The 18,978-nt window shown below is 61.8% G+C and carries 16 protein-coding genes and 1 pseudogene; 11 read left to right on the forward strand and 6 right to left on the reverse strand.

All coding sequences use genetic code 11. The features are described 5' to 3' along the window. Positions 1-25: 25 nt before the first annotated feature. Positions 26-910 (reverse strand): MBL fold metallo-hydrolase, encoded by an 885-nt coding sequence (locus DFR67_RS23345; protein WP_158540020.1) that lies wholly within the window; start codon positions 908-910, stop codon positions 26-28. 241 nt (positions 911-1,151) lie between these two features. Here DFR67_RS23345 and DFR67_RS23350 point away from each other — a divergent pair, with 241 nt between their 5' ends. Beyond that, on the forward strand, positions 1,152-1,457 hold the full coding sequence (locus DFR67_RS23350; protein WP_110471890.1) for a hypothetical protein: 306 nt from the start codon (positions 1,152-1,154) through the stop codon (positions 1,455-1,457). A 21-nt stretch (positions 1,458-1,478) separates the two neighbouring features. Here DFR67_RS23350 and DFR67_RS23355 read toward each other — a convergent pair whose 3' ends face one another. Continuing rightward, the gene (locus tag DFR67_RS23355; RefSeq protein WP_110471891.1) at positions 1,479-3,998 is read right to left on the reverse strand and encodes a sensor domain-containing protein; all 2,520 of its coding nucleotides are present in this window, start codon (positions 3,996-3,998) and stop codon (positions 1,479-1,481) included. 132 nt (positions 3,999-4,130) lie between these two features. Here DFR67_RS23355 and DFR67_RS23360 point away from each other — a divergent pair, with 132 nt between their 5' ends. The 5 genes from DFR67_RS23360 (at position 4,131) to DFR67_RS23385 (ending at position 9,664) form a co-directional block, all read left to right on the forward strand. Continuing rightward, positions 4,131-5,315, forward strand: a complete 1,185-nt coding sequence (locus DFR67_RS23360; RefSeq protein WP_110471892.1) for a beta-ketoacyl synthase N-terminal-like domain-containing protein — start codon at positions 4,131-4,133, stop codon at positions 5,313-5,315. Between the two features lie 225 nt (positions 5,316-5,540). Further along, positions 5,541-5,834, forward strand: a complete 294-nt coding sequence (locus DFR67_RS30965; RefSeq protein WP_211325144.1) for a hypothetical protein — start codon at positions 5,541-5,543, stop codon at positions 5,832-5,834. 182 nt (positions 5,835-6,016) lie between these two features. Then, the gene (locus tag DFR67_RS23370; protein ID WP_110471893.1) at positions 6,017-7,213 is read left to right on the forward strand and encodes a hypothetical protein; all 1,197 of its coding nucleotides are present in this window, start codon (positions 6,017-6,019) and stop codon (positions 7,211-7,213) included. A gap of 368 nt (positions 7,214-7,581) precedes the next feature. Further along, a complete protein-coding gene (locus DFR67_RS23375) occupies positions 7,582-8,298 on the forward strand; it encodes a ParA family protein (protein WP_110471894.1) in 717 nt (238 codons plus the stop codon). Between the two features lie 580 nt (positions 8,299-8,878). Continuing rightward, positions 8,879-9,664, forward strand: a complete 786-nt coding sequence (locus DFR67_RS23385) for a DUF2637 domain-containing protein (protein ID WP_158540021.1) — start codon at positions 8,879-8,881, stop codon at positions 9,662-9,664. 365 nt (positions 9,665-10,029) lie between these two features. On the opposite strand, the pseudogene DFR67_RS23395 reads toward DFR67_RS23385, so the two are convergent. From DFR67_RS23395 to DFR67_RS23405, 3 genes and pseudogenes are all read right to left on the reverse strand, one after another. Then, positions 10,030-10,236, reverse strand: a pseudogene (locus DFR67_RS23395) (TetR/AcrR family transcriptional regulator); the annotation flags it as partial. 455 nt (positions 10,237-10,691) lie between these two features. Next, entirely contained in the window at positions 10,692-11,909 is a 1,218-nt protein-coding gene (locus DFR67_RS23400) for a cytochrome P450 (RefSeq protein WP_110471898.1), read from the reverse strand. Continuing rightward, positions 11,906-12,445, reverse strand: coding sequence for a PaaI family thioesterase (locus tag DFR67_RS23405; protein ID WP_342766752.1), 540 nt, complete (start codon positions 12,443-12,445; stop codon positions 11,906-11,908). The genes DFR67_RS23400 and DFR67_RS23405 overlap by 4 nt, the downstream gene beginning before the upstream one ends. Before the next feature lie 215 nt (positions 12,446-12,660). Between DFR67_RS23405 and DFR67_RS23410 the strand changes: the two genes are divergently transcribed. Then, complete coding sequence (locus DFR67_RS23410) at positions 12,661-13,272, forward strand: TetR/AcrR family transcriptional regulator (protein WP_170135272.1); 612 nt, start codon at positions 12,661-12,663, stop codon at positions 13,270-13,272. Between the two features lie 90 nt (positions 13,273-13,362). On the opposite strand, the gene DFR67_RS23415 is transcribed toward DFR67_RS23410, so the two are convergent. Further along, positions 13,363-14,373 carry a helix-turn-helix transcriptional regulator gene (locus tag DFR67_RS23415; protein WP_110471900.1) on the reverse strand — a complete coding sequence of 337 codons (1,011 nt, stop codon included), beginning with the start codon at positions 14,371-14,373 and terminating at the stop codon, positions 13,363-13,365. A 118-nt stretch (positions 14,374-14,491) separates the two neighbouring features. Between DFR67_RS23415 and DFR67_RS23420 the strand changes: the two genes are divergently transcribed. From DFR67_RS23420 to DFR67_RS23435, 4 genes are all read left to right on the forward strand, one after another. Further along, positions 14,492-14,812, forward strand: a complete 321-nt coding sequence (locus tag DFR67_RS23420; protein ID WP_110471901.1) for a 2Fe-2S iron-sulfur cluster-binding protein — start codon at positions 14,492-14,494, stop codon at positions 14,810-14,812. A gap of 20 nt (positions 14,813-14,832) precedes the next feature. Next, positions 14,833-16,221 carry a cytochrome P450 gene (locus DFR67_RS23425; protein ID WP_110471950.1) on the forward strand — a complete coding sequence of 463 codons (1,389 nt, stop codon included), beginning with the start codon at positions 14,833-14,835 and terminating at the stop codon, positions 16,219-16,221. Next, positions 16,218-17,420 carry an NAD(P)/FAD-dependent oxidoreductase gene (locus DFR67_RS23430; RefSeq protein WP_110471902.1) on the forward strand — a complete coding sequence of 401 codons (1,203 nt, stop codon included), beginning with the start codon at positions 16,218-16,220 and terminating at the stop codon, positions 17,418-17,420. Before DFR67_RS23425 ends, DFR67_RS23430 begins: the two co-directional genes overlap by 4 nt. A gap of 134 nt (positions 17,421-17,554) precedes the next feature. Next, positions 17,555-18,622: a BtrH N-terminal domain-containing protein gene (locus tag DFR67_RS23435; RefSeq protein ID WP_110471903.1), complete on the forward strand. Its 1,068-nt coding sequence runs from the start codon at positions 17,555-17,557 to the stop codon at positions 18,620-18,622. Positions 18,623-18,978 lie beyond the last annotated feature (356 nt).

The raw sequence follows: 18,978 nt of genomic DNA on the forward strand, positions 1-18,978 counted from the left end.
TAACACCCTTCGAGTGTGTTCACACTCATGCTTGACCTCGTGGCTGGACCACGCCCCGTCGAACATTGTGGGCCATCGGCGAACGCTGCCCGACGCAGGATTCAGCATGAAGTATGTCAAATTGCTTCTGATCATGAGAACAGAAGACCCGGACAGCGGGGTCCGCCGCGAGAGCAGACAGGATTTTGTGGTTGCTTTCCACAGCCTGGGTATCGGTCGCCAGGAGCCGTTCGGCGACCCCGGTGACCCTCGATTGGATCGACGGGCTGTCAAGGCCGATCGCTGCGCGGTGCATGAACGCGTCTCCGGCATGGATCAGCCATCCCCGGCCTGGATCTCGCACCGCCACCGCCGAGTGCCCTGTTGTATGGCCGTGCAGCGGCACCATATACAGCCACCCCTCTGCATCAACCTGGGTGGCGGCCAATCCGAGTACGTCCGAATCGGGGGCCGCAGCGACTACCACGCGAGTGGATATTTCAGCGATGTGCTTCGGGCGGTATCGGATCCTCTGCTTCTGTGATGATCGGCTGACCGCCACCTCGAGCTCGGCTCGCGTTGTGTACACCAAGGCGCCCGGAAAATCCGATGCGCCGCCGATGTGGTCGTAGTCAAGATGCGTGGCCACAACGCCAGCAACATCACTCGATGACCATTTGCCCAGTTGAGTGAGCTGAGACAGCACCGTCTCGCAGTCACGCAACGATGGTCGCAGGGGGCGAATGGCTCCCCCCAACCGTTTACCTGGTTGCGCGATGTCTGCCGTTCCCAGACTGGTATCGATCAGAATCAGGCCATGCTCGAACTCGCACGCAAGAACGTGCGTAGCCAGCAGGGCTCCCGGCCACGGCCTAAACGTGCCGCAATTCAGGTGGTGCACTTGCCTGAGACGGCCCAGAGATTCGATCACGATTAGCCTCCTTGAGGCACGACGAATGGAAGGCATAGCGCCTTCTGCTTCAGCAGAGGCCCATGCGGCCATCCGGAACCGAGACCGTCAGGAACCGGGAATCAATGTTGAACCTAGCAGCAGCTGGCCGCCGCGTCTGTGGTGCCATTGTGGGTAGCGGGATTGAGCGTTACGCTCAATTCGCAAGACAGCTGTCGCCAGCGCGGGGTTGGCGAGCGCAACTAGAGTCTCGGGGACTTACATGCTGCATTCGGCTCTACTCGTTGCCCTGATCGCTGTTGTGATCGGCGCGTTCGCGATCACTGTCGTGCTCGCGATCCACCAGCTACGTCATCCCGAGTGCCAGGGCATCATCGATGCTTACGACGAGGCCAGGGCTGCTGGCTCAGCCACAGTGTCGCGCAGCGAGCTCCTCGCGGCACTCGCCGAGGTAGCGGCGGCGAAAACAACGCCCACCGACGCGAGACGACCGCTTCAACGGCACCTTCATGCCACGGGCAACCGCGGGATGCTCTCTGATGGTCGCCGGCCGGGGTCGGTCCTCTAGGGATCCAGAACGCTTCTAGCACTATCGCAGATGCCGGGCCGTCTCAGCGGCGGATGCGCTGGCGTGAAGGTATGGCCCCTGCGCTTGTGTACAGCCCAGGTCGGTCATCGCCCGCAGTTCGTCCGCACTGGAGACCCCATCTGCAATGACTACGAGGTTCTCTGAGCGGGCAATGCCCACGATGCTCTCCACCACAGTTCTCGCGAAGTGCGATGTCGAGTAGCGGTTGACGAATGACGCGGCAATCTTGATCCCGTTTACCGGTAGTTGTTCTAGCTGCTCCAACGACGAGTACCCCGACCCGAAATGATCAAGGACGATCCTCACGCCCAAAGCGCGCAGGTCTTCGAGCTGCGCGCGCGGAATCACGATGCTTCGCCGGGTCCCGCTCTCGTCGCTGAACGCAGTCTCGCTGACTTCAAGTCGTACATCGGCTGGCCGGACGGACGATTTCTCGACCGCCTCCCGTATCCCGGTGACCAGGTGGACATCGCGGAACTGGCCGGCAGACACATTCACCGCCAGCGTCAACTCGCCGGGTCGGTACCCGAAAACGGTGGTCAGATCCGCCAGGGCTTCGACCATCACCTGACGGCCGAGCGTCTCAACAAGATTGGATTGTTCAGCAAGAGGCATGAACTCAGTCAGCGCGATCTCACCCCTGGTGGGGTGCATCCAACGCGGATGAGCTTCTACAGCCACAGGTAGTCCAGTCGCGGTGTCGTAGATGAGTTCATAGGAGTTCCGGACCTGCGCCTCGTTCCCCGCAGTATCGAGCGCCACACGCAGATCCTGCTCAAGTTGCTGGCGGTACTGAAACTTCTCTCGCAGAGGCACCGAAAAGAGCACGGCGCCAGCCCTGTCCGATTGCTTGGCGTAGTACAACGCAATATCCGCATCGCGCAGCAGGTCGACCCCGCTGCGCTGCTCAGCGAGGAGGTCAGTACCGACGCTTCCTACGCTCGCGGTCATGCGGACACTGCCCGCGCCGGCCTCGATCGGGTCAGTGGCGATCGCCGCGAGGAGGTGGTCGGCCTGACCAGAAATCGATGCCCCAGGTGAGCTGGCAGGACTGATGACGACAAACTCGTCACCGCCGATACGGCCGACGACAGAGCCCGGTACTGCGGCGTGCAGGAGGCGTTGCGCCACAATGCGCAGCACCTCATCGCCGTAGCTGTGGCCGAGTGAATCGTTGATCATCTTGAAGCGATCGAGATCGAGGTAGTGCACATTGACCAGCGGGACTGCTCCGCGCTCCGGCTTTGCGAGATCAAGCCGCGCAAGCAAGCCCGAACGGTTCAGGAGGCCAGTGAGCCCATCGTGAATTGCTCTGTGTCGCTGATCTTCTGCGTCGACGGTCTGCTCGGTGATGTCGGTCAGCGACGTAATCAGGGTTGGGTTGTCCTGATCGATGTCAAGAATGTGACAGCTCACCGAGAACCACCGAAGGCCGGCACCGGTCCGCCGGGCCCTACGACCGGTGAAGCCCACACCGGTCCGCAAGACTTTCGCGATGAGGTCCTCTCGCTGATCGTCTGGAAACTCGATCGGCAACGTCGCAATTCCCAGGCCGGGCACATCTGCGGGCGAAAGCCCTAACAGGTTGAAAGCCGCCGGGTTCGCCAACTCAATCACGCCCTCGGACGTCGCAACAATAATTGCTTCGTTCAGCTCGGAGATGACAGTGCCAAACCGCTCGATCGACTGCCGAGCCGACGCCATGTCAGCGCACAGGAGAACGAATCCCTCCCCCATCGCTGTCACGGAAATTCGAATGTTCAGCGACGCACCACTGGCATGACTGTGCACCGCATCGAGAGTTCCGCCGAGCGCCAATGCTGTCGGCGCATCGAACCGGGCATTGACGACTTCGTGGAAAGGTCGCCCGACAGCAGCGTTCGCCGATAGTCCGTACACACGCTCTGCAGCCGGGTTCCAGGCTTCGATCACGCCGTCGGCGGTGAGCGCAATGACTGCATCGCTGACGTGATCGACCAACGCCGCCTGGTACTGCAACGCAGCCTCGGCCGCTTTTTTGGTCGATATGTCGCGCATGATCACCTGGAATGCTGGGCGGCCATCCCACTCCGTACGGACCGAGACAATCTCAGCGGGCTTGGTGGAACCATCGGCCAGGAGCATCAACGCCTCAGCAGGCTCGGTGGCAGCCCCGTCCTCCCCCAGATTCATGAGACGTTCAAGCATCTCCGGAATGGAATCGGGATGGACGAATTCAGTGATGTATCGGCCGATCATGTCCTCTTTGGATCGCACACGGGCTAGCCGCACACCTGCCGGATTGATGTAGACGACAACACCGGCCTCGTGCACCGCGATCGCGTCGGGGCTCAATTCCACCAGCAGTCGATACCGCTGGGCTATTGCCGACGAAGACTCGGTGTCGGTGGATACCTCTGCCGGCGAAAGAAAGCCGCCAGACGTTGGATCGGCACTACTCACCCCAATTTCACCCCCCGTCATTGCGCGCGTCCCCACCGGACATTCTGTCCAGCCTGGATCAAGTGCCGCCGGCTCCATTGAAGCAGCAAATCAACCTTTAACCCACACCTAGAAAACAAACGGACATCGCAGAAACGTGCCAGGTCAGGGACCGTAGGAGCGCACGAGTCCTCGTGTGCCTTTGCTTTGCTAAAGAGATGAGAGACCACTATGAATATCAATACTCGCAGACAGCCCATCAACATCACCGGGGTCGGGGCCGTCACTGCCTACGGATGGGGTCGGGAAGCGCTGTGGACCGGCCTCGCCTCGGGTAAGCCCGCCGCTCAATTGACTGCCGGTTTCGGGAAAACAATTGAGGAGTCGGGATGGGTCGCCACCATTCCGTCCGGAGGAGATCTGGCAGACGGATCTACCCGCTTTGCTCGAGCGATGAGGTGGGCAGCCCGCGACGCCATCGAAGATGCCTACGCACGTGGCTGGACTCCCGGTCAGCGGGTCGGCCTTGTCCACGCCACCGTGCTCGGTGACCTCGAGCTGGGTCGCGCCTTCCAACCAGGGCAAGGATCGCAACTGTCGATCCGGGAGTACCTGGGTATGGCGCCTTCGACACCCGCGTCGACCTTGATGCAGGACTACGGTTTCCACGGTCCAGCGGTCAACGTCTCGGCGATGTGCACGTCCGGAACCGTTGCGATCCTGACCGCCAAGATGTGGCTCGACAACGACATAGTCGATGACGTCCTGGTCTTGTCCACCGATCTGTCCGCAACGCCGGAGGTCGTGTCGACCTTCGTTCGGCTGGGTGTTGCGATCACCGATGCTGAACCGCTCGATGCCTGCCGGCCGTTCCAAGAAGACAGCCGCGGTTTCGTCTTCGGCGAAGCCGCGGTGGGTTTCGTGATGTCCAAACAAGAGACCGACAGCTACCTGAACGTCTTGGGCGGGGCGATGAGTCACGACGGCTTCCACGTCACCTCGGTCGATCCCTCGCTCACCCACGTGAAGTCGTGCTTCACAGATGCGCTGGCCGACGCAGACGTATCGGCGGACCAGGTCAGGTATCTCAACGCTCACGGGCCGGGCACCAAACAGTGTGATGCCGCCGAAGCCGCGGCCGCGTCAGCGCTGTTGCCGGCAGACGTAGGTATTTACTCCGTCAAGCCCCTCACGGGCCACTGCCAGGCGGCGGCCGCCGCAGTAGAGATCGCGGCGGTGGCCATGAGCTTCACCCAGCGTGCAGTGCCGGCGACCCCGACAGTGGCCAAAGGCGATCAGCGCCTCGTCGACGGGTTGACCCCAGCCACGCCCGGAATCACCTTGAAGTCGTCGCTGGGTATGGGCGGGCACAACTCGGTCACGGTCCTCGCCCCACCGACGTCGTCGAGTAGCTGATCGTCGTAGGACTTGGGTGGGGCGGCGCGCGAAGGGTGGTCAGTCAGCCCGCGCCGCCCCACGCAGGGTCGGTACACGCAGCTCAGCGCCGGAGATCCCCGAAAAACCAACCTGATGCTAATTCAGATTCCTGCGGTGTGTCGTGCCCTCGTATGTCTGGGATTGCGGCAGCATGAGCAGCGGCGTCCAGGAAGAACATTTTTCCTACCGGAAAGGGGTCAGCTCATGCCACAACGGCATAAAGGCGATCGCGACCAGGTCACCGTTCGACCACTGAAGCAGCTTGGCGTCAACGAGGTTGCCGATCGGGCAGGCTACTCCGCGAGCCAGTACGTGGCGGACTTCCTGGCGATCGCACTCGGACACCCCGAGCTGGTTGCGGGCCCGGACAAAAAGAAGGGGCAGCCGAGCAGTGCGCTTCCCGGTATGCCCAGTGAGCAAGAGCTGCGTGCCATCCAGGAGCAACTGGATCGCAGAGGACGCGCGGACGCTGGCCAGGAGGTCGTCACCGCCGCCTAACTGAAACTTTGAGCGTCAATAACTGAAAAAGAACAAGCCCCCCGGCTGGAACCGGAGAGCCTGTTCGAAGTTTTGAGAGAAGAGTTCGCCGCTCCGCTCTCGATATCCCCGAAGGGACTGTCTTGCGTGACAGGTCTCAGGGTAGCGCGCACCCTAAGGGGTGTGCAATCCCTGCACATAACGTGTCGGACACAACCTCCGACGTATCACTCGCGCCCCGCCGTTACTGCGGGTCCACTCCCCTGCGCCCGCGCCGTGGCCACGCCACAACTGCCCGCGGCCGCCTGTTCGCGATCATCGCCCACGCCAGCCCCGGCAAAGACGCCGACTCGATCCTGGCCAAGATGGGCGTGCGCGACAGCATCGCCCTAGACCTCGGCCGCGACGCCTACGCCGGTGTTCCGTGTTGGAACAGCGACGAACACTGGATCACCTGGGCAGTGCCGGTCGCCTACGCCCAGTACTACAAGCAGATCCGGCACCGCATCGGCGCTCACAGCACAGAGCACCGCAAAGACGACATCTCACTCAAGACCCTGATTAAAATCGCCGCTGCACACGCTGTGCGCGCTGACTACGGCACTGGCCGCAACTGCCGGCCGACCGTCGACCTCATCGCCGAGATGACCGGCCACGGCGAGCGCACCGTTCAACGTGCCCGCCAAGTACTCCGGCTCATCGGCGTCGCAACGGAGATCTTTCGCGGCCGCCAACGCACCCTCAACGAACGCCTCGCTTCCCACCGCGTCGGAAGCAGCGCCCAGGGATGGGCGTCGGTCTACGCGCTCCACAGCCCACAGCTTGTGGATAAATCCGCAGGTAACAGTGTCGCGGCACCCCACCTCGGAGAGCACCCTTTAGGGTGCCTATCCCCCCTTGGTAACTACTCACTAACCCCCACCAGCACAGCTGGGAAGCTCAAAGGCCGCGCTGCGCGCGACCAAGCTCCAGACAGGACGAGGTGGATCGGGCCTGAACCCGACGAGAAAGGGCTCCTGCTGGCGTCCAGATGGCGCCAGGACCCACGAACTCCGACTTGGGCCCGTCGATACACCCCAGCCGCATGGTCACACGTTCTGGCTAAACCAGCCGCCCATGGATGGACCTGCCGCGACCTCAATGCACTGCTCCGCGACTACACGCTCGCCGGCAACGGCAACTGGATTGCAGCGCGTCCACATCGCCCAATCCCACTGCTCGCGATGATCCTCAATCAGCACGACGACCTGCGCAACCGGCCGGCGGCTATCGATGATGCGCGTGAAGACGAGGCCAACCACCTGCGGATCGCCGCTGCTGCCTGTCCTCGTTGCGACGATAAGGGCTGGGCCCTCCCCTACTCCGACGTCGCTGTGCGCTGCACACACGGGGCTCAATGACCCGGCGTGTGCGCACTTCAGAGGTGGTGGATCACGCTCGCTCCGCCCACCGCCGGGCGTGGATTGTGGATCAACCACCGACCGTGAGCAGTGTTGTAACGTTAGAATGTTGGAACGCTGTAACATTTTAATGTTCAACATATTGAACACTGGAACGTTGCATGTTTACAATGGCTTAGCGCTGCAATCGCATAACATTGAAAGTGCGTAACTGCAGAACGTTCCATGCCTACAAGCCCTGAACGTTGTAGTGTTCAAGTGTTGCAACGCTGGTTCGTTTAAAGCCTGGTTCCGCCAAATGCACAACGTTGTAACGGCACAACGTTTGACTACTGCAGTTCTGCCGTTACAACTCTGAAAGGACGCCCATGACGTACATCATCGTCTGTCACTCCCGCAAGGGAGGGGTGGGCAAGAGCACGCTCGCCTACGAACTTGCATGGCAATTGGACGCAGTACTTGTGGACCTGGAGCACGACGGTGGGGGAGTGACGAAGAAATGGGGCGACCGTCCCCTCGACCGGGTGCGCATCCCGATCTTGGACTCCATCCGCTCCGGTGGGACGCCCAAACCGTTGAAAGGCTTTCACAAACCGCGGTTAATTCCTGGACACCCTGACCTTTACGACCAGGCCCCGGATGAGAACGCCATGGCCGACGCGCTGATGAAGTGGGCAAATGAGTGGGACACCGACTGGGTGGTCGTAGACACTCACCCTGGTGCCAGCCCGCACGCTCATGGCGCTATGACAGTCGCCAACATCGTTTTGGCGCCGACGCCGCTGCGCATCTCGGATCTGGATGCGACTGAACAGATGGTCGCCGACATGGTGGACTATCCCGTTGTCATTTCGCCAACGATGGTGCCGCCGGTCCCGGCCGCAAACCTCATCAAACGGCTCGAGAAGATCGTCGCCGGAACACCGGTGCAAGTAGCGCCGCCCATCCCCGAGGCTCGCGCCGTCGGCACCCGAACCAAACGCGTCGCCATCACCTCCGAGGATCCGCCTCCCAAAGCGCTGGCCAAGGTGGCCACTGCCCTTACTGAAACAGCCGAGTTTGTGAAGGAGTACGTGCGGTCATGAGCGGTCTCGACGCCCTGAGGCAACAAAACAACCGAGGTAAGGGAGGCGGCCGGTCAGTACCGCCAGCACGGCACAAGCCTCGTGAAACTCCTGTGGAGCTCGCACCACCTCCTACTCCCGTTGCGGAGACGCCGGCCGCGCCGACAACGCCCGCGTCACCGCCCAGAAAAGAACGCGCTGTGTCGCCGCCGACAGCCGCGACCAAAAGCGAGCCAGCCACTGGAGCAGCAGCACCCGCAACCACCAAGCCGGAAAAGGTTGCGCCGAGCACGATCTATTTCGACAAAGAGTCCGATGACTGGCTAGAGCAAGCGTGCATTATCGGTCGCCAAGGCCGCCCGAAGATCGACACGCGAAGCGGATTCGTACGGCTCGCGGTACGACTTCTAGCCGAAACCATGTCTCCGGAAGAAGCAGTGGCCCACCTGCGTGCCCATGCTGACAGCAACACCAACCGAACCGGCCGTCCACGCCTCTAACGTTTCAACGTTCTAACGTTACAACTACCGCTCGACATAAGTCGGTCCTGGCGGTGTTTGCCCACCAACCAGGACCTCGACCACAGACAGGACCTGTGACCGTGACTACTGACTCTAAACGCCCGCCCATCGAACGGATCGCTGTTGCAACAGCCATTGCCGTCACAGTTGTTCTGGCCTTGGGCAGCTTCGCACTGAGCTTCTCGGCGCTGTGGGACATCGCTACAGAGATCTGGCCCCAGCGTGAACTCTCCTGGATCGCGCCTGTGCTGATCGACGGAACGATCCTGCAGGCCACCATCTCGCTCGTTGCGGCAGCCAGCGATCCGACTCCGGCCCGGCGCCGGTTCTTCTGGCTCTTGCTCGCCGTGGCCGCCGTCATTAGTATCAGCGGCAACGCATTACACGCCTATGTCACCGGGACCGGGTCACTCTCACCGGTCGCGGCGGTCATCGGTGGGACGATCCCGCCGGCCTTTCTTTTGCTCTCAACCCACGGCCTAATTTTGCTCATCCGTCCGAGCGCCCGTCCGACACCGGAACCGTTCGCACACGAGCTATCGAGCGATGTTCTGGCGGCAGAGATCGATGACCAGGACCTAGTCGACGTCGAGAGCAGCGAGGCGCAGCCAGTCGAGGAACGACCCGTAGGGGAGTACCTCGAACCGGCACGTCACCTACGAGAGCAAACGAACTCCACTACCGAGACCCCGACGATCGCCCGCATCCTGTGGCTCGCAGAAAGTCGCCCCGCGCTGTCCAAGCGGGCCATTGGGGCCCAGGTGAACGTGCACCACAACACGGTGGCCCGGCTCCTCGATGCGTGGGCCGCCTACGCCCCGGTCTACTGGGAAACCGAACGGATCGACGAGCTGGCCCCCGCCTAAGGCGGCCGCCGGTCAGGAACTCGAATTTGGCTCGCAGGAAGCCAAAACTGGCTCTCCAGAAAGCATTTAGCGTTAGCGCTGCTCACCTCACAAGTAACCAGGCCCGCCCAAATTCCAGAACTCATACGAATCCAGGCCAACTGGCGCCCCGGCTGCACTCGCTCGATACGAACACCGAAGGCCCGCGTCTCCAACGACACCGGACTCCGGCCGGCGGTCAAGAACGCCCAGCTAAGAGTCGGCAACAGGTGGACCTCCACCTGTCGTGGGGGGTCGAAAATATGCAGAGTGGGGGAGTGCTGCCAAAAGTCGAACATAGTTTCGATATACTAGCTTGGTGCGGGCCGGTGGGACAGGAATGTCCGGGTGGTGCCGTCGAAGTGCCGGTAGAACGTCGTTCGAGCCACCCGCGACATTCGGGAGACCGCCCCGACCGTGACTGCATCAACCCCGCCGGCACTCAACAGGGCAGATGCCGCATCAACTAACCGATTGCGTGAACGAACTAATCGTGGGTCTTTGTCATCGATTACGTCCTTGGGCTGGGGTCCCGAGTCGCGCCTGGCCGCCATCACCGCACCCACAGTCCCATCCCCGAGACTGCCCGGGCGTCGGCGATCTCCGTTGTCACGAAGTGCTGCTGATAGTAGCGAAAGTCGAGTCGACCCGGGCAGGCCACTCGTGAAACTCACCTGCACCACACTCCGAGGCGATAGGACAGCTCGGGGCTGCGCCGCCCGCTGGGGGCGTCCTCCGGCGGCGACGTGCCTCGTAGAACACAATTGTGTGCGGGCGACCGGGCTGCGGCGGGGGCTGCCTGAAGGGCTTGTCCGGGCGTACGGCGTGAACCGCCGACGCAGCTAAGGTGCACGCGCACAAGTGAATCCGGGTTTCCGATCGCGGTGACGACATCTCGGGTAGGAGGGGAGCGGGCACAGGTCATAGGCGGGTGTAATGCGTCGGGCTGCGCCGCGTTGCGCAGTCGCAGCGCCCCTAGCCTATGGACGTTAGCTGGGCGAGAGTGTTGTCATTGAGTGGCCACTGGGAGCGAGATCAGACCACGGAACGAGAGACCCGGTCGCCATTTAGCCTCTCCTGTTGCGGCGAGCTCAGGGAACCGATCCAGTAGTCGCGGGAACAGCTCAGCGCCTTCCATGCGGGCGAGCGCGGCGCCGAGGCAGAAATGGATGCCGGCGCCGAAGGACAGCGGCCGCGAAACAATCCGGGTGATATCGAGGGCGTCGGGGCGTGTGACGTGGTCAGGGTCGCGGTTGGCTGCACCGAGCAAGGTGACTACGACCTGTCCCGGCTCAAGGTCGACCCCGGCGATTTGTGTCGGTTCCAGCACGGTACGTCCGTTCGTCTGAATCGGGGCGTCATATCGCAAGAGCTCTTCGATAGCGTTGGCGGACAACGCAGGTTGCCGGCGTAGGAGGTCGGCTTGACAAGGGTTGGCTAGGAGCGCGGCTAGCCCGTTGCCGATGAGATTGGTGGTGGTCTCGAAACCGGCGGCGAATAGCAAGATCGCGGTACCGACGCATTCGTCGTCGTCGAGTCTGTCCTCGCCGTGTGCTGCGGCGAGTCTGCTGAGTAGATCGTCGGCCGGGTGAATTCGTTTGGCTGCGAGTAGCGTTCCAAGGTATGCGGCCAGATAGTCCTCGGCGCGGGCCGCTCGCCGAACAGCTTGTGCATCGGACATCGGCTCCAAAGGTGCTACCAAGTCGCGGACAAAGTGGGCGGCTAGCTCTCGTCCTTCGGCGGGCAGGCCAAGTAGATCGCCGATGACGGTCACGGGAAGCGGCAGTGCGAGATCGGTCATCACATCGACGGTGGGTTTGTCGGCCATCTCATCAAGTAGGTGCTCGATGGTCGCGACGATACGAGTGCGCAAGAACTCGACGTGGCGGGTCGTGAAGACGTCGGTGATCAACCGGCGAAGCCGGGTGTGATCAGGTGGGTTGCGGAAAAGCATGGTGCGTCGGAAGCGGTGCATGGCTTCGCGCTGTAGCTCGACGGGCACCTCAGTAAGTCCAAACCCCAGTGACTCGTCGGCCTTGCCCAACTTGCGGTCGCGCAACGCGCTGTCGCAGTCGCGGTGGCGGCTGAGCACCACCACCCCTGAACTCGTCTGTAACACCGGATGGGAGGTGCGCAGTCGTCGGTAAGACTCGTACGGACCAGCGCTGCCATGGTCAGTAAGAAGTGCCGCCCTGAGCAGGTCAGTGCCGTTCGCGTCGGTACTCATGTCTGCTCAAGTGCACGCGCGAAGTGTTCGAGGGTCACCGTCATGAACAACGCTGATGCCGTGGCGATCTCGCGGCCGCCTGGCTCGGACAGGTGCGCATTGACATGGAGTCGGCGGCCATCGCGACGGTCGAGGTTCGCAACGACTCTGTAAGCAGTTCCCAGTCGCACGGGCGCAAGGTACTCGACCTGCAGCCGGCGGGTAACGGCCAACTCGCCGACGATGAAAAGTGTAAATCCAAACAGATCATCAAAGACGGTGGCCACTGCACCGCCGTGGGCTATACCGGGCGCTCCCACGTGGCGTTCGTCGAAGGTGAGCGCCGCTATCACGCGGTCGCCGTCGCGGTGTACCTCGAGGTGGTGTCCGTGAGGATTGTCAGGCCCGCAACCAAGGCAGCCAGGGGAGTGTGGAGGTAGCTGCGTACCGTCGGGCAGCTCGGCCACCATTCCGGCCGCCCACCCGGCCAGCACGGGATCGATATTACCGGCCGACAAGTCTGGCGCACCTGCTATCCCGCTTGGGTCCTCTGTCACACCGCTCCTATCAGGGGAGTTCGCCGCTACAACTGCACTACAAAAGAAACAGAGCTGTCAACAGTGCAGTCATATCTGCCTGAAATGTCAAGGTCGCCTGATTGGCTTGCACCTGTGCTGAACATTGCATTGTGGTCAGCCATGTACAAAACCGGTCATGTGGCTACAGTGTCGCCATGGGGAGCGAGACAATGCGCATGTCGTTCCGACGGCACATGCGCGAGCAAGTGCTCTCGGCAGCTCACGTTCTGACCGTGGAAAAGGGGTGGGATCGGGTGCGCGTGGCTGAAATAGCTACGCGGGTTGGGGTCTCTCGGCCAACGTTGTACAAAGAGTTTGGGGACAAGCAGGGGTTGGGCGACGCCCTCATTGTGCGTGAAGGAGAGCGGTTCCTGGCGGGGATTCGTCGAGTTCTCGATGAACACCGCGGCGATGCCGCAGAGGCCATTGTTTGTTCTGTGCGATTCACGCTGGAAGAGGCCACTGACAGCCCTCTGCTCAAAGCGGTCCTTACATCCAATCCTGCCGACGTCAGAGACGAAAACGCACGCGGAACAGGGATCTTGCCACTGCTGACGTCCTCGACCACTTTGCTGCAGATCGCCTCACACGAACTGGTGTGCTGGTTCGCCGAGCACTTCCCACAACTAGACGGAGACGATGTCGCTGACGGAGTCGACGCGCTCGTCCGGCTGACCGTGAGCCACCTTGTCTTGCCTGCTGGCGACCGCCAAAATACAGGACGACAGATCTCACGAGTTGCGCTGCGCTATCTGGGACTCGATGAACCTCCTTGCGCCACGCTGACATTAGATCGCGACCATTGACACCCCCAGTCTGCGAGGGTGCGTGCACCACCATCCTTGGTTTGACATTGAAGCGACACCGCAGCGAATCACGATGGGTGTGGGGATTGCTCACGGACGTGAGTGCAAAAACTCGCTCGGAGAGCGGCCGGTCCACCGCTTGAAGGCGTGCGAGAAGCTGGTCAGATCGCTGTATCCGAGCTCGGAGGCGATCTGGCTTGCCGACATCGATCGGGTGAGCAACATCAGCATCGCGTTCTCACGTAGACACGACTCGCGCAGCTCACGAAAGGTCGTCCCTTCCGCAGACAGGCGCCGCTTGAGTGTGCTTGTCGATACCGCCAGCTCGTCTGCGACCCACTGGCTATGTGGCTGCCCGGGATCTTTCTCCAACAGCTTCCTGACCTTCTCTGAGAACGATAGATCTCCGCTTCTCTGCTCAAGAGTCCGCTTCAGCTCCGCGACAGCGCGCCGGTAGGCGAGGGGATCGGAGAACCGGCACACCTCGTCGAGCGTGTCAGCGGGAACGAACAGGTAGGACATCGGAGCATCAAAGAGAAGGCGCCCGGCGGCGGCTAAGTCGTTTTGAAGCGTCGCCAGGGCAGTTGGCGCTGACCAATTCAGGTGGAGTGTGACCGTCGGGGCGCCACCAACGAGCATGTCGAGCAGACGCAACAACGTTGCGCCACTGTACGTAACAGTAAGGCAGTCCAGGGCCCGGTCGCCGGTGTGTGCGGTGAGCCCGACCGTGAGGCCGTGGTCACCGGGATGCAGCTGCGGGCGAAAGGCTGTCGAGATCACCGGCAGGTAGGTGAGTAATTCCACGACCTCAGTGATCGAGCCCGCACTGACCAGCGGAACACTCAGGGCTCCAAAGGACGTTAGACGGGCCTGTTCGGCGAACGCAAAACCCAGCAGAGTTGCCTTTTCGATGTCGAGCTCGGGATACACCTGCCGAAACCACTGCAGTGATGCCGGGATATCTCGCTCGAGCAGCGTCGCCTCGTCAGCTCCGTCGCGAGTCATGATCGCGCGAAGCCGCGCGATGGCATCCGGGTCGAGCGCCTGGCTCTCGAGCATCTGCGCGAACACCAGCGGGGGTACTGACGAATCCCTGTTCATGTGGTGGTCCTGACCCGAATTCACAAGTTAATGACTTGAGTAAACATAGCCGTAGCGCTTGTGCTCCACGACACTTTGAAGCAGCCCCACATCAAGGACAACGTAACAGGAGTTGGCTATGGCAATTGTCACCTTTGTTTCCTACGACGGCGAAGAGCACCAAGTGCCGGTCGAAGCAGGCCAGTCATTGATGCAGATCGCGACCAACAACGCGGTGCCCGGCATCGACGGCGACTGCGGAGGCGAGGCCGCGTGCGGTACCTGCCATGTGATGGTTGATCCGCAGTGGTCCGAGCAAGTCGGTCGCTCTGGCCCAGGTGAGGAGGAGATGCTCGCGATGCACCCCGAGCGTCAACCGACCTCGCGGCTGTCCTGCCAGATGACGGCAACCGAGCTGTGGGACGGGTTGATCGTCGAACTCCCCGAGTACCAGCTGTGACGAGAGAACGGACAGTCATCGTGAAGGTTTCTGAGGCAATCACCGAACGAGTCCAGTCGGCCATCCCGGTGGATCTGCAGATACAGGGCGCGCACCTGTACGACAAGACCCGACGGTGGGTGACCAGAACGGACGGGGAGAAGATCTTCGTCGAGCGGCCCATTCCGCCGGTCGAGGACGTCGAACTCGCCGACATCGACCTCAGTAACCCTTTCCTCTACCGGCAGGGACGCTGGCAGTCCTATTACGAACGCTTGCGCAACGAAGCGCCGGTGCACTACCTGCCTGATAGTGCGTTCGGGCCGTTCTGGTCCATCACCCGCCATGCCGACATAGTCGCGGTCGACAAGAACCATGAGGTCTTCTCCGCCGAACCACTGATCGTGATCGGGACCCCGCCTCGTTTTCTGGACATCACGATGTTCATCGCGATGGATCCGCCACGCCACGACCGGCAGCGGGCCGCTGTGCAAGGTGTGGTCGCGCCCAAGAATCTTCGGGAAATGGAAGGACTGATTCGATCGCGCGTCCAGGAGGTCCTCGATGACCTTCCCGTGAACGAGCCGTTCGACTGGGTACAAAGGGTCTCGATCGAGTTGACCGCTAGAATGCTTGCGACTCTCCTGGACTTTCCGTACGAGCAGCGTCGCAAGCTCGTCGAGTGGTCAGATCTCGCGACGTCGATGGAACAGACCAACGGCGGTCCGTCCGACCTTGACGAGATTTTCGTGGGAATGCGCGAGATGGCGCGAGGTCTCAGCGAGCACTGGCACGACAAGGCTGCCCGGACCGCTGCCGGAGAAGAACCCGGGTTCGATCTGATCACTATGCTGCAAAGCAACGACAACACCAAGGATTTGATCAGCCGACCGATGGAGTTCGTGGGCAACCTCTTGTTGCTGATCGTCGGAGGTAACGACACGACTCGGAACTCGATGAGCGGCGGTGTGCTCGCGTTGAACCGATTCCCGGATCAATTCGAGAAGCTCAAAGCAAACCCCGACCTTATCCCCAATATGACCTCGGAGGTCATCCGGTGGCAGACACCGCTGGCCTACATGCGTCGGATCGCCACACGCGACACCGTGCTGAACGGGCAGTTCATCCGCAAGGGCGACAAAGTGGTCATGTGGTACGCCTCGGGCAACCGCGATGACCGCGTGTTCGATCGCCCAGATGATTTCATCATCGACCGAGCCAACGTCCGCAACCACATCTCCTTCGGCTTCGGGGTCCACCGTTGTATGGGCAACAGGCTGGCAGAACTGCAACTGCGGATCCTCTGGGAGGAACTGCTCCCTCGCTTCGAGAACATCGAAGTCATCGGAGAACCCGAATACGTGCAATCCAACTTCGTCCGAGGCATCAGCAAGATGATGGTCCGCCTCACCCCGAAATCGAGAACATGACAATGCAGCGAACCATTATCGTCGGGGCTAGCCACGCCGGCGCCCAGCTCGCGGCCAGCCTGCGCCAGGAAAAGTGGAGCGACGAGATCGTCCTCATTGGAGACGAGTCGGCCCTGCCCTACCATCGCCCTCCGCTGTCGAAGGCCTACCTCGCGGACCGCAGCACCCTCGCCGACCTCGCGATCCGCAGCCCAGACTTCTACGCCAAGCAGCGCATCCATCTCCTCAATGCAACAGTAGAGAAGGTTGACCGCGCGGCTGGTCATGTGATCCTACACAACGGCGACGCCCTGCCCTACGACAAGCTCGCGCTGTGCACCGGTGCCCGCCCTCGACGACTTCTCACCCCGGGAGCCGACCTGGCCGGGGTCTACTACCTACGCACTGCGGCCGACGTCGCCAGGATCCGGGTGGCCGCCAGCCCCGGTTGTCACGCCGTGATCGTCGGGGGTGGCTACATCGGTCTCGAGACGGCGGCCTCGTTGCGAGCGCTGGGTCTGGAGGTCACCGTGCTCGAAGCGACCGGCCGCGTCCTCGAGCGTGTCACCGCGCCCGAGGTGTCGGCGTTCTTCGACCGGATCCATCGGGAGAAAGGCGTCAACATCAGAACGGACGCGCTGGTGGAGGCCCTGTCCGGCGTCGGCAGGGTCCGGGAGGTGGCCCTGGCCGATGGTGAATCAATTCCTGCCGACCTTGTCATCGTCGGCATCGGTATTGAGCCGAACACCGATTTGGCCGCCGCCGCAGGTCTGGCCGTGGACAACGGCATCGTTATCGATGACCAAGCACGCACTAGCGCCCCCGATATCGTGGCCGCCGGTGACTGCGCCATTCACAACATGGCCCGATACGGCCGCCGCATACGCCTAGAGTCCGTGCCGAGCGCGGGCGAGCAGGCCAAAGTAGCCGCTGCCACAATTTGCGGCAAACAGAGAAAAATTGCCGCGCTTCCATGGTTCTGGTCGGATCAATACCACCACAAACTCCAGATTGCCGGTCTTAATTCGGGGTATGACGAAACCGTCCTGCGCGGCGATCCGACCCGTGACGGCGACTTCACCTGCTTCTACCTGCGCGCCGGCGAACTCCTCGCCGCCGACTGCATCAACCGCCCGCGGGACTTCATGTTCAGCAAACGGGCCATCGCCCAGAAACTCCCCACCGACCGAACCAAACTGAGCTCACCAATAGCGGTATGACCCTGTACTCGCTGATTCGCGAGCACGATGAGAAGGTAATAACGGCGAGCATCAACGAAACCTTCAGCGCCGTACGCCGTCAAATGCCTGCCAGCCCAACCAAACCCTGATCGACTGAGCCGTGAGGAGTACGGATGCGACGCCCAACCGTGATCGAGGACTACCCACACCGGATGGGGGGACACTGTGGTTCGGGCGCAATGCGCGATCTTCTGCACTGGCACGGTTTGGGATGGGATGGCCCACCCGATGAAGGCCTGGTGTTCGCCCTCGGTGGCGCTCTGGGACTGTCCTACCTCCGATCGAACGACCTCGTCCCACCGCTCTACCTGGTAGGACGAGGCGCCGACTTCGAGATCGATCTACCCCGCCGCCTCGGTGCACAGGTCCAAATCCTTACCACCGACGATCCCGAGGAAGGATGGTCGTGGATCCGCGACGAGATCGACGCAGGCAGGCCTAGCCTCGTTTGGGGCGACATCGCTGAGCTGCCATACCTGCGGGTCCAACTACAGATGAGTCGACACGACATCGTGATTATCGGCTACGACGAGGCCGAAGAGATCGCCTACGTCGTAGACAATGACCGCGCCGAGGTGCAACAGGTCTCACTCGAGGCGCTGGCCCGCGCGCGATCCTCGACATCATTTCCACAACCGACACGACACTGCACGTACCGCATCGCGTGGTCAAACGAACTGCCAGACCTAGCGCAAGTGGCCGCGGAAGCGTTTCGCCAGTCCGCCGCCAGTATGCGACACCCGTCACAGCCAGGAATCGTCGACCTGACGGCACAGGCCGCAGGGGACGAAGGCCTCGCGGCGGCCTCTCAACTCGCAGCCGACATTCCGACCTGGACCGACCTCCCCGTAGACCAGCTCGAGATATTCCTGTTCAGCCTGAGCGCCTTCATCGAAAAAGCAGGAACCGGCGGAGGACTGTTCCGCCGGTTGCTCGCCGACGGATGCGCCGACATCGCACGATTAACAGGAGATCCCGCCACAGCAGATCTCGCCGTGGCCGCCGACCGTTGTGCACAGGCATGGACCGACACCGCACGTGCGGGGGTCCAACGCGACATCGACGCGCACGCTCGCGCGGAAACGGTGGCCATGTCGGCCGGCCGTATGCCAGAGCTCGAACTGAACCTAGTCGAGTCCCTTGAGTCCGCTTCGAGCTCGCTGAGTGCAATAGCACGCTGACCTCAGTACTATTCCGCACACACCCCGGTGCGTATGACCCTGGACTATTCTGCCCGAGCACATTGCGCACACGCGGATCCCTCACCGCCTGAACGGAACTGGTCTTTGACCGGGCTCAAAGTGGCGCGCTGCCTCGCAACAGACATCGACCATTCATGGCTGACCACCACACATTGAACTCAGTATATCGAGCGGCGCCAACGGATTTACCGTCCGATCCCGACAGCGCAAAGGTCCAGTGTCGCTGCTCCGCTCCCGCCCGAGACGGAGGGAAGTTTGCAACGACTAGGCCAAATATCTTGTACCACGCTGCGATTGGTGACCCGTCTATAGACTTTTCCGTGTTGAACAGCTCC

It is taken from the genome of Williamsia limnetica, assembly GCF_003217475.1.
In the GTDB taxonomy this organism is placed as follows: Bacteria; Actinomycetota; Actinomycetes; order Mycobacteriales; family Mycobacteriaceae; genus Williamsia; species Williamsia limnetica.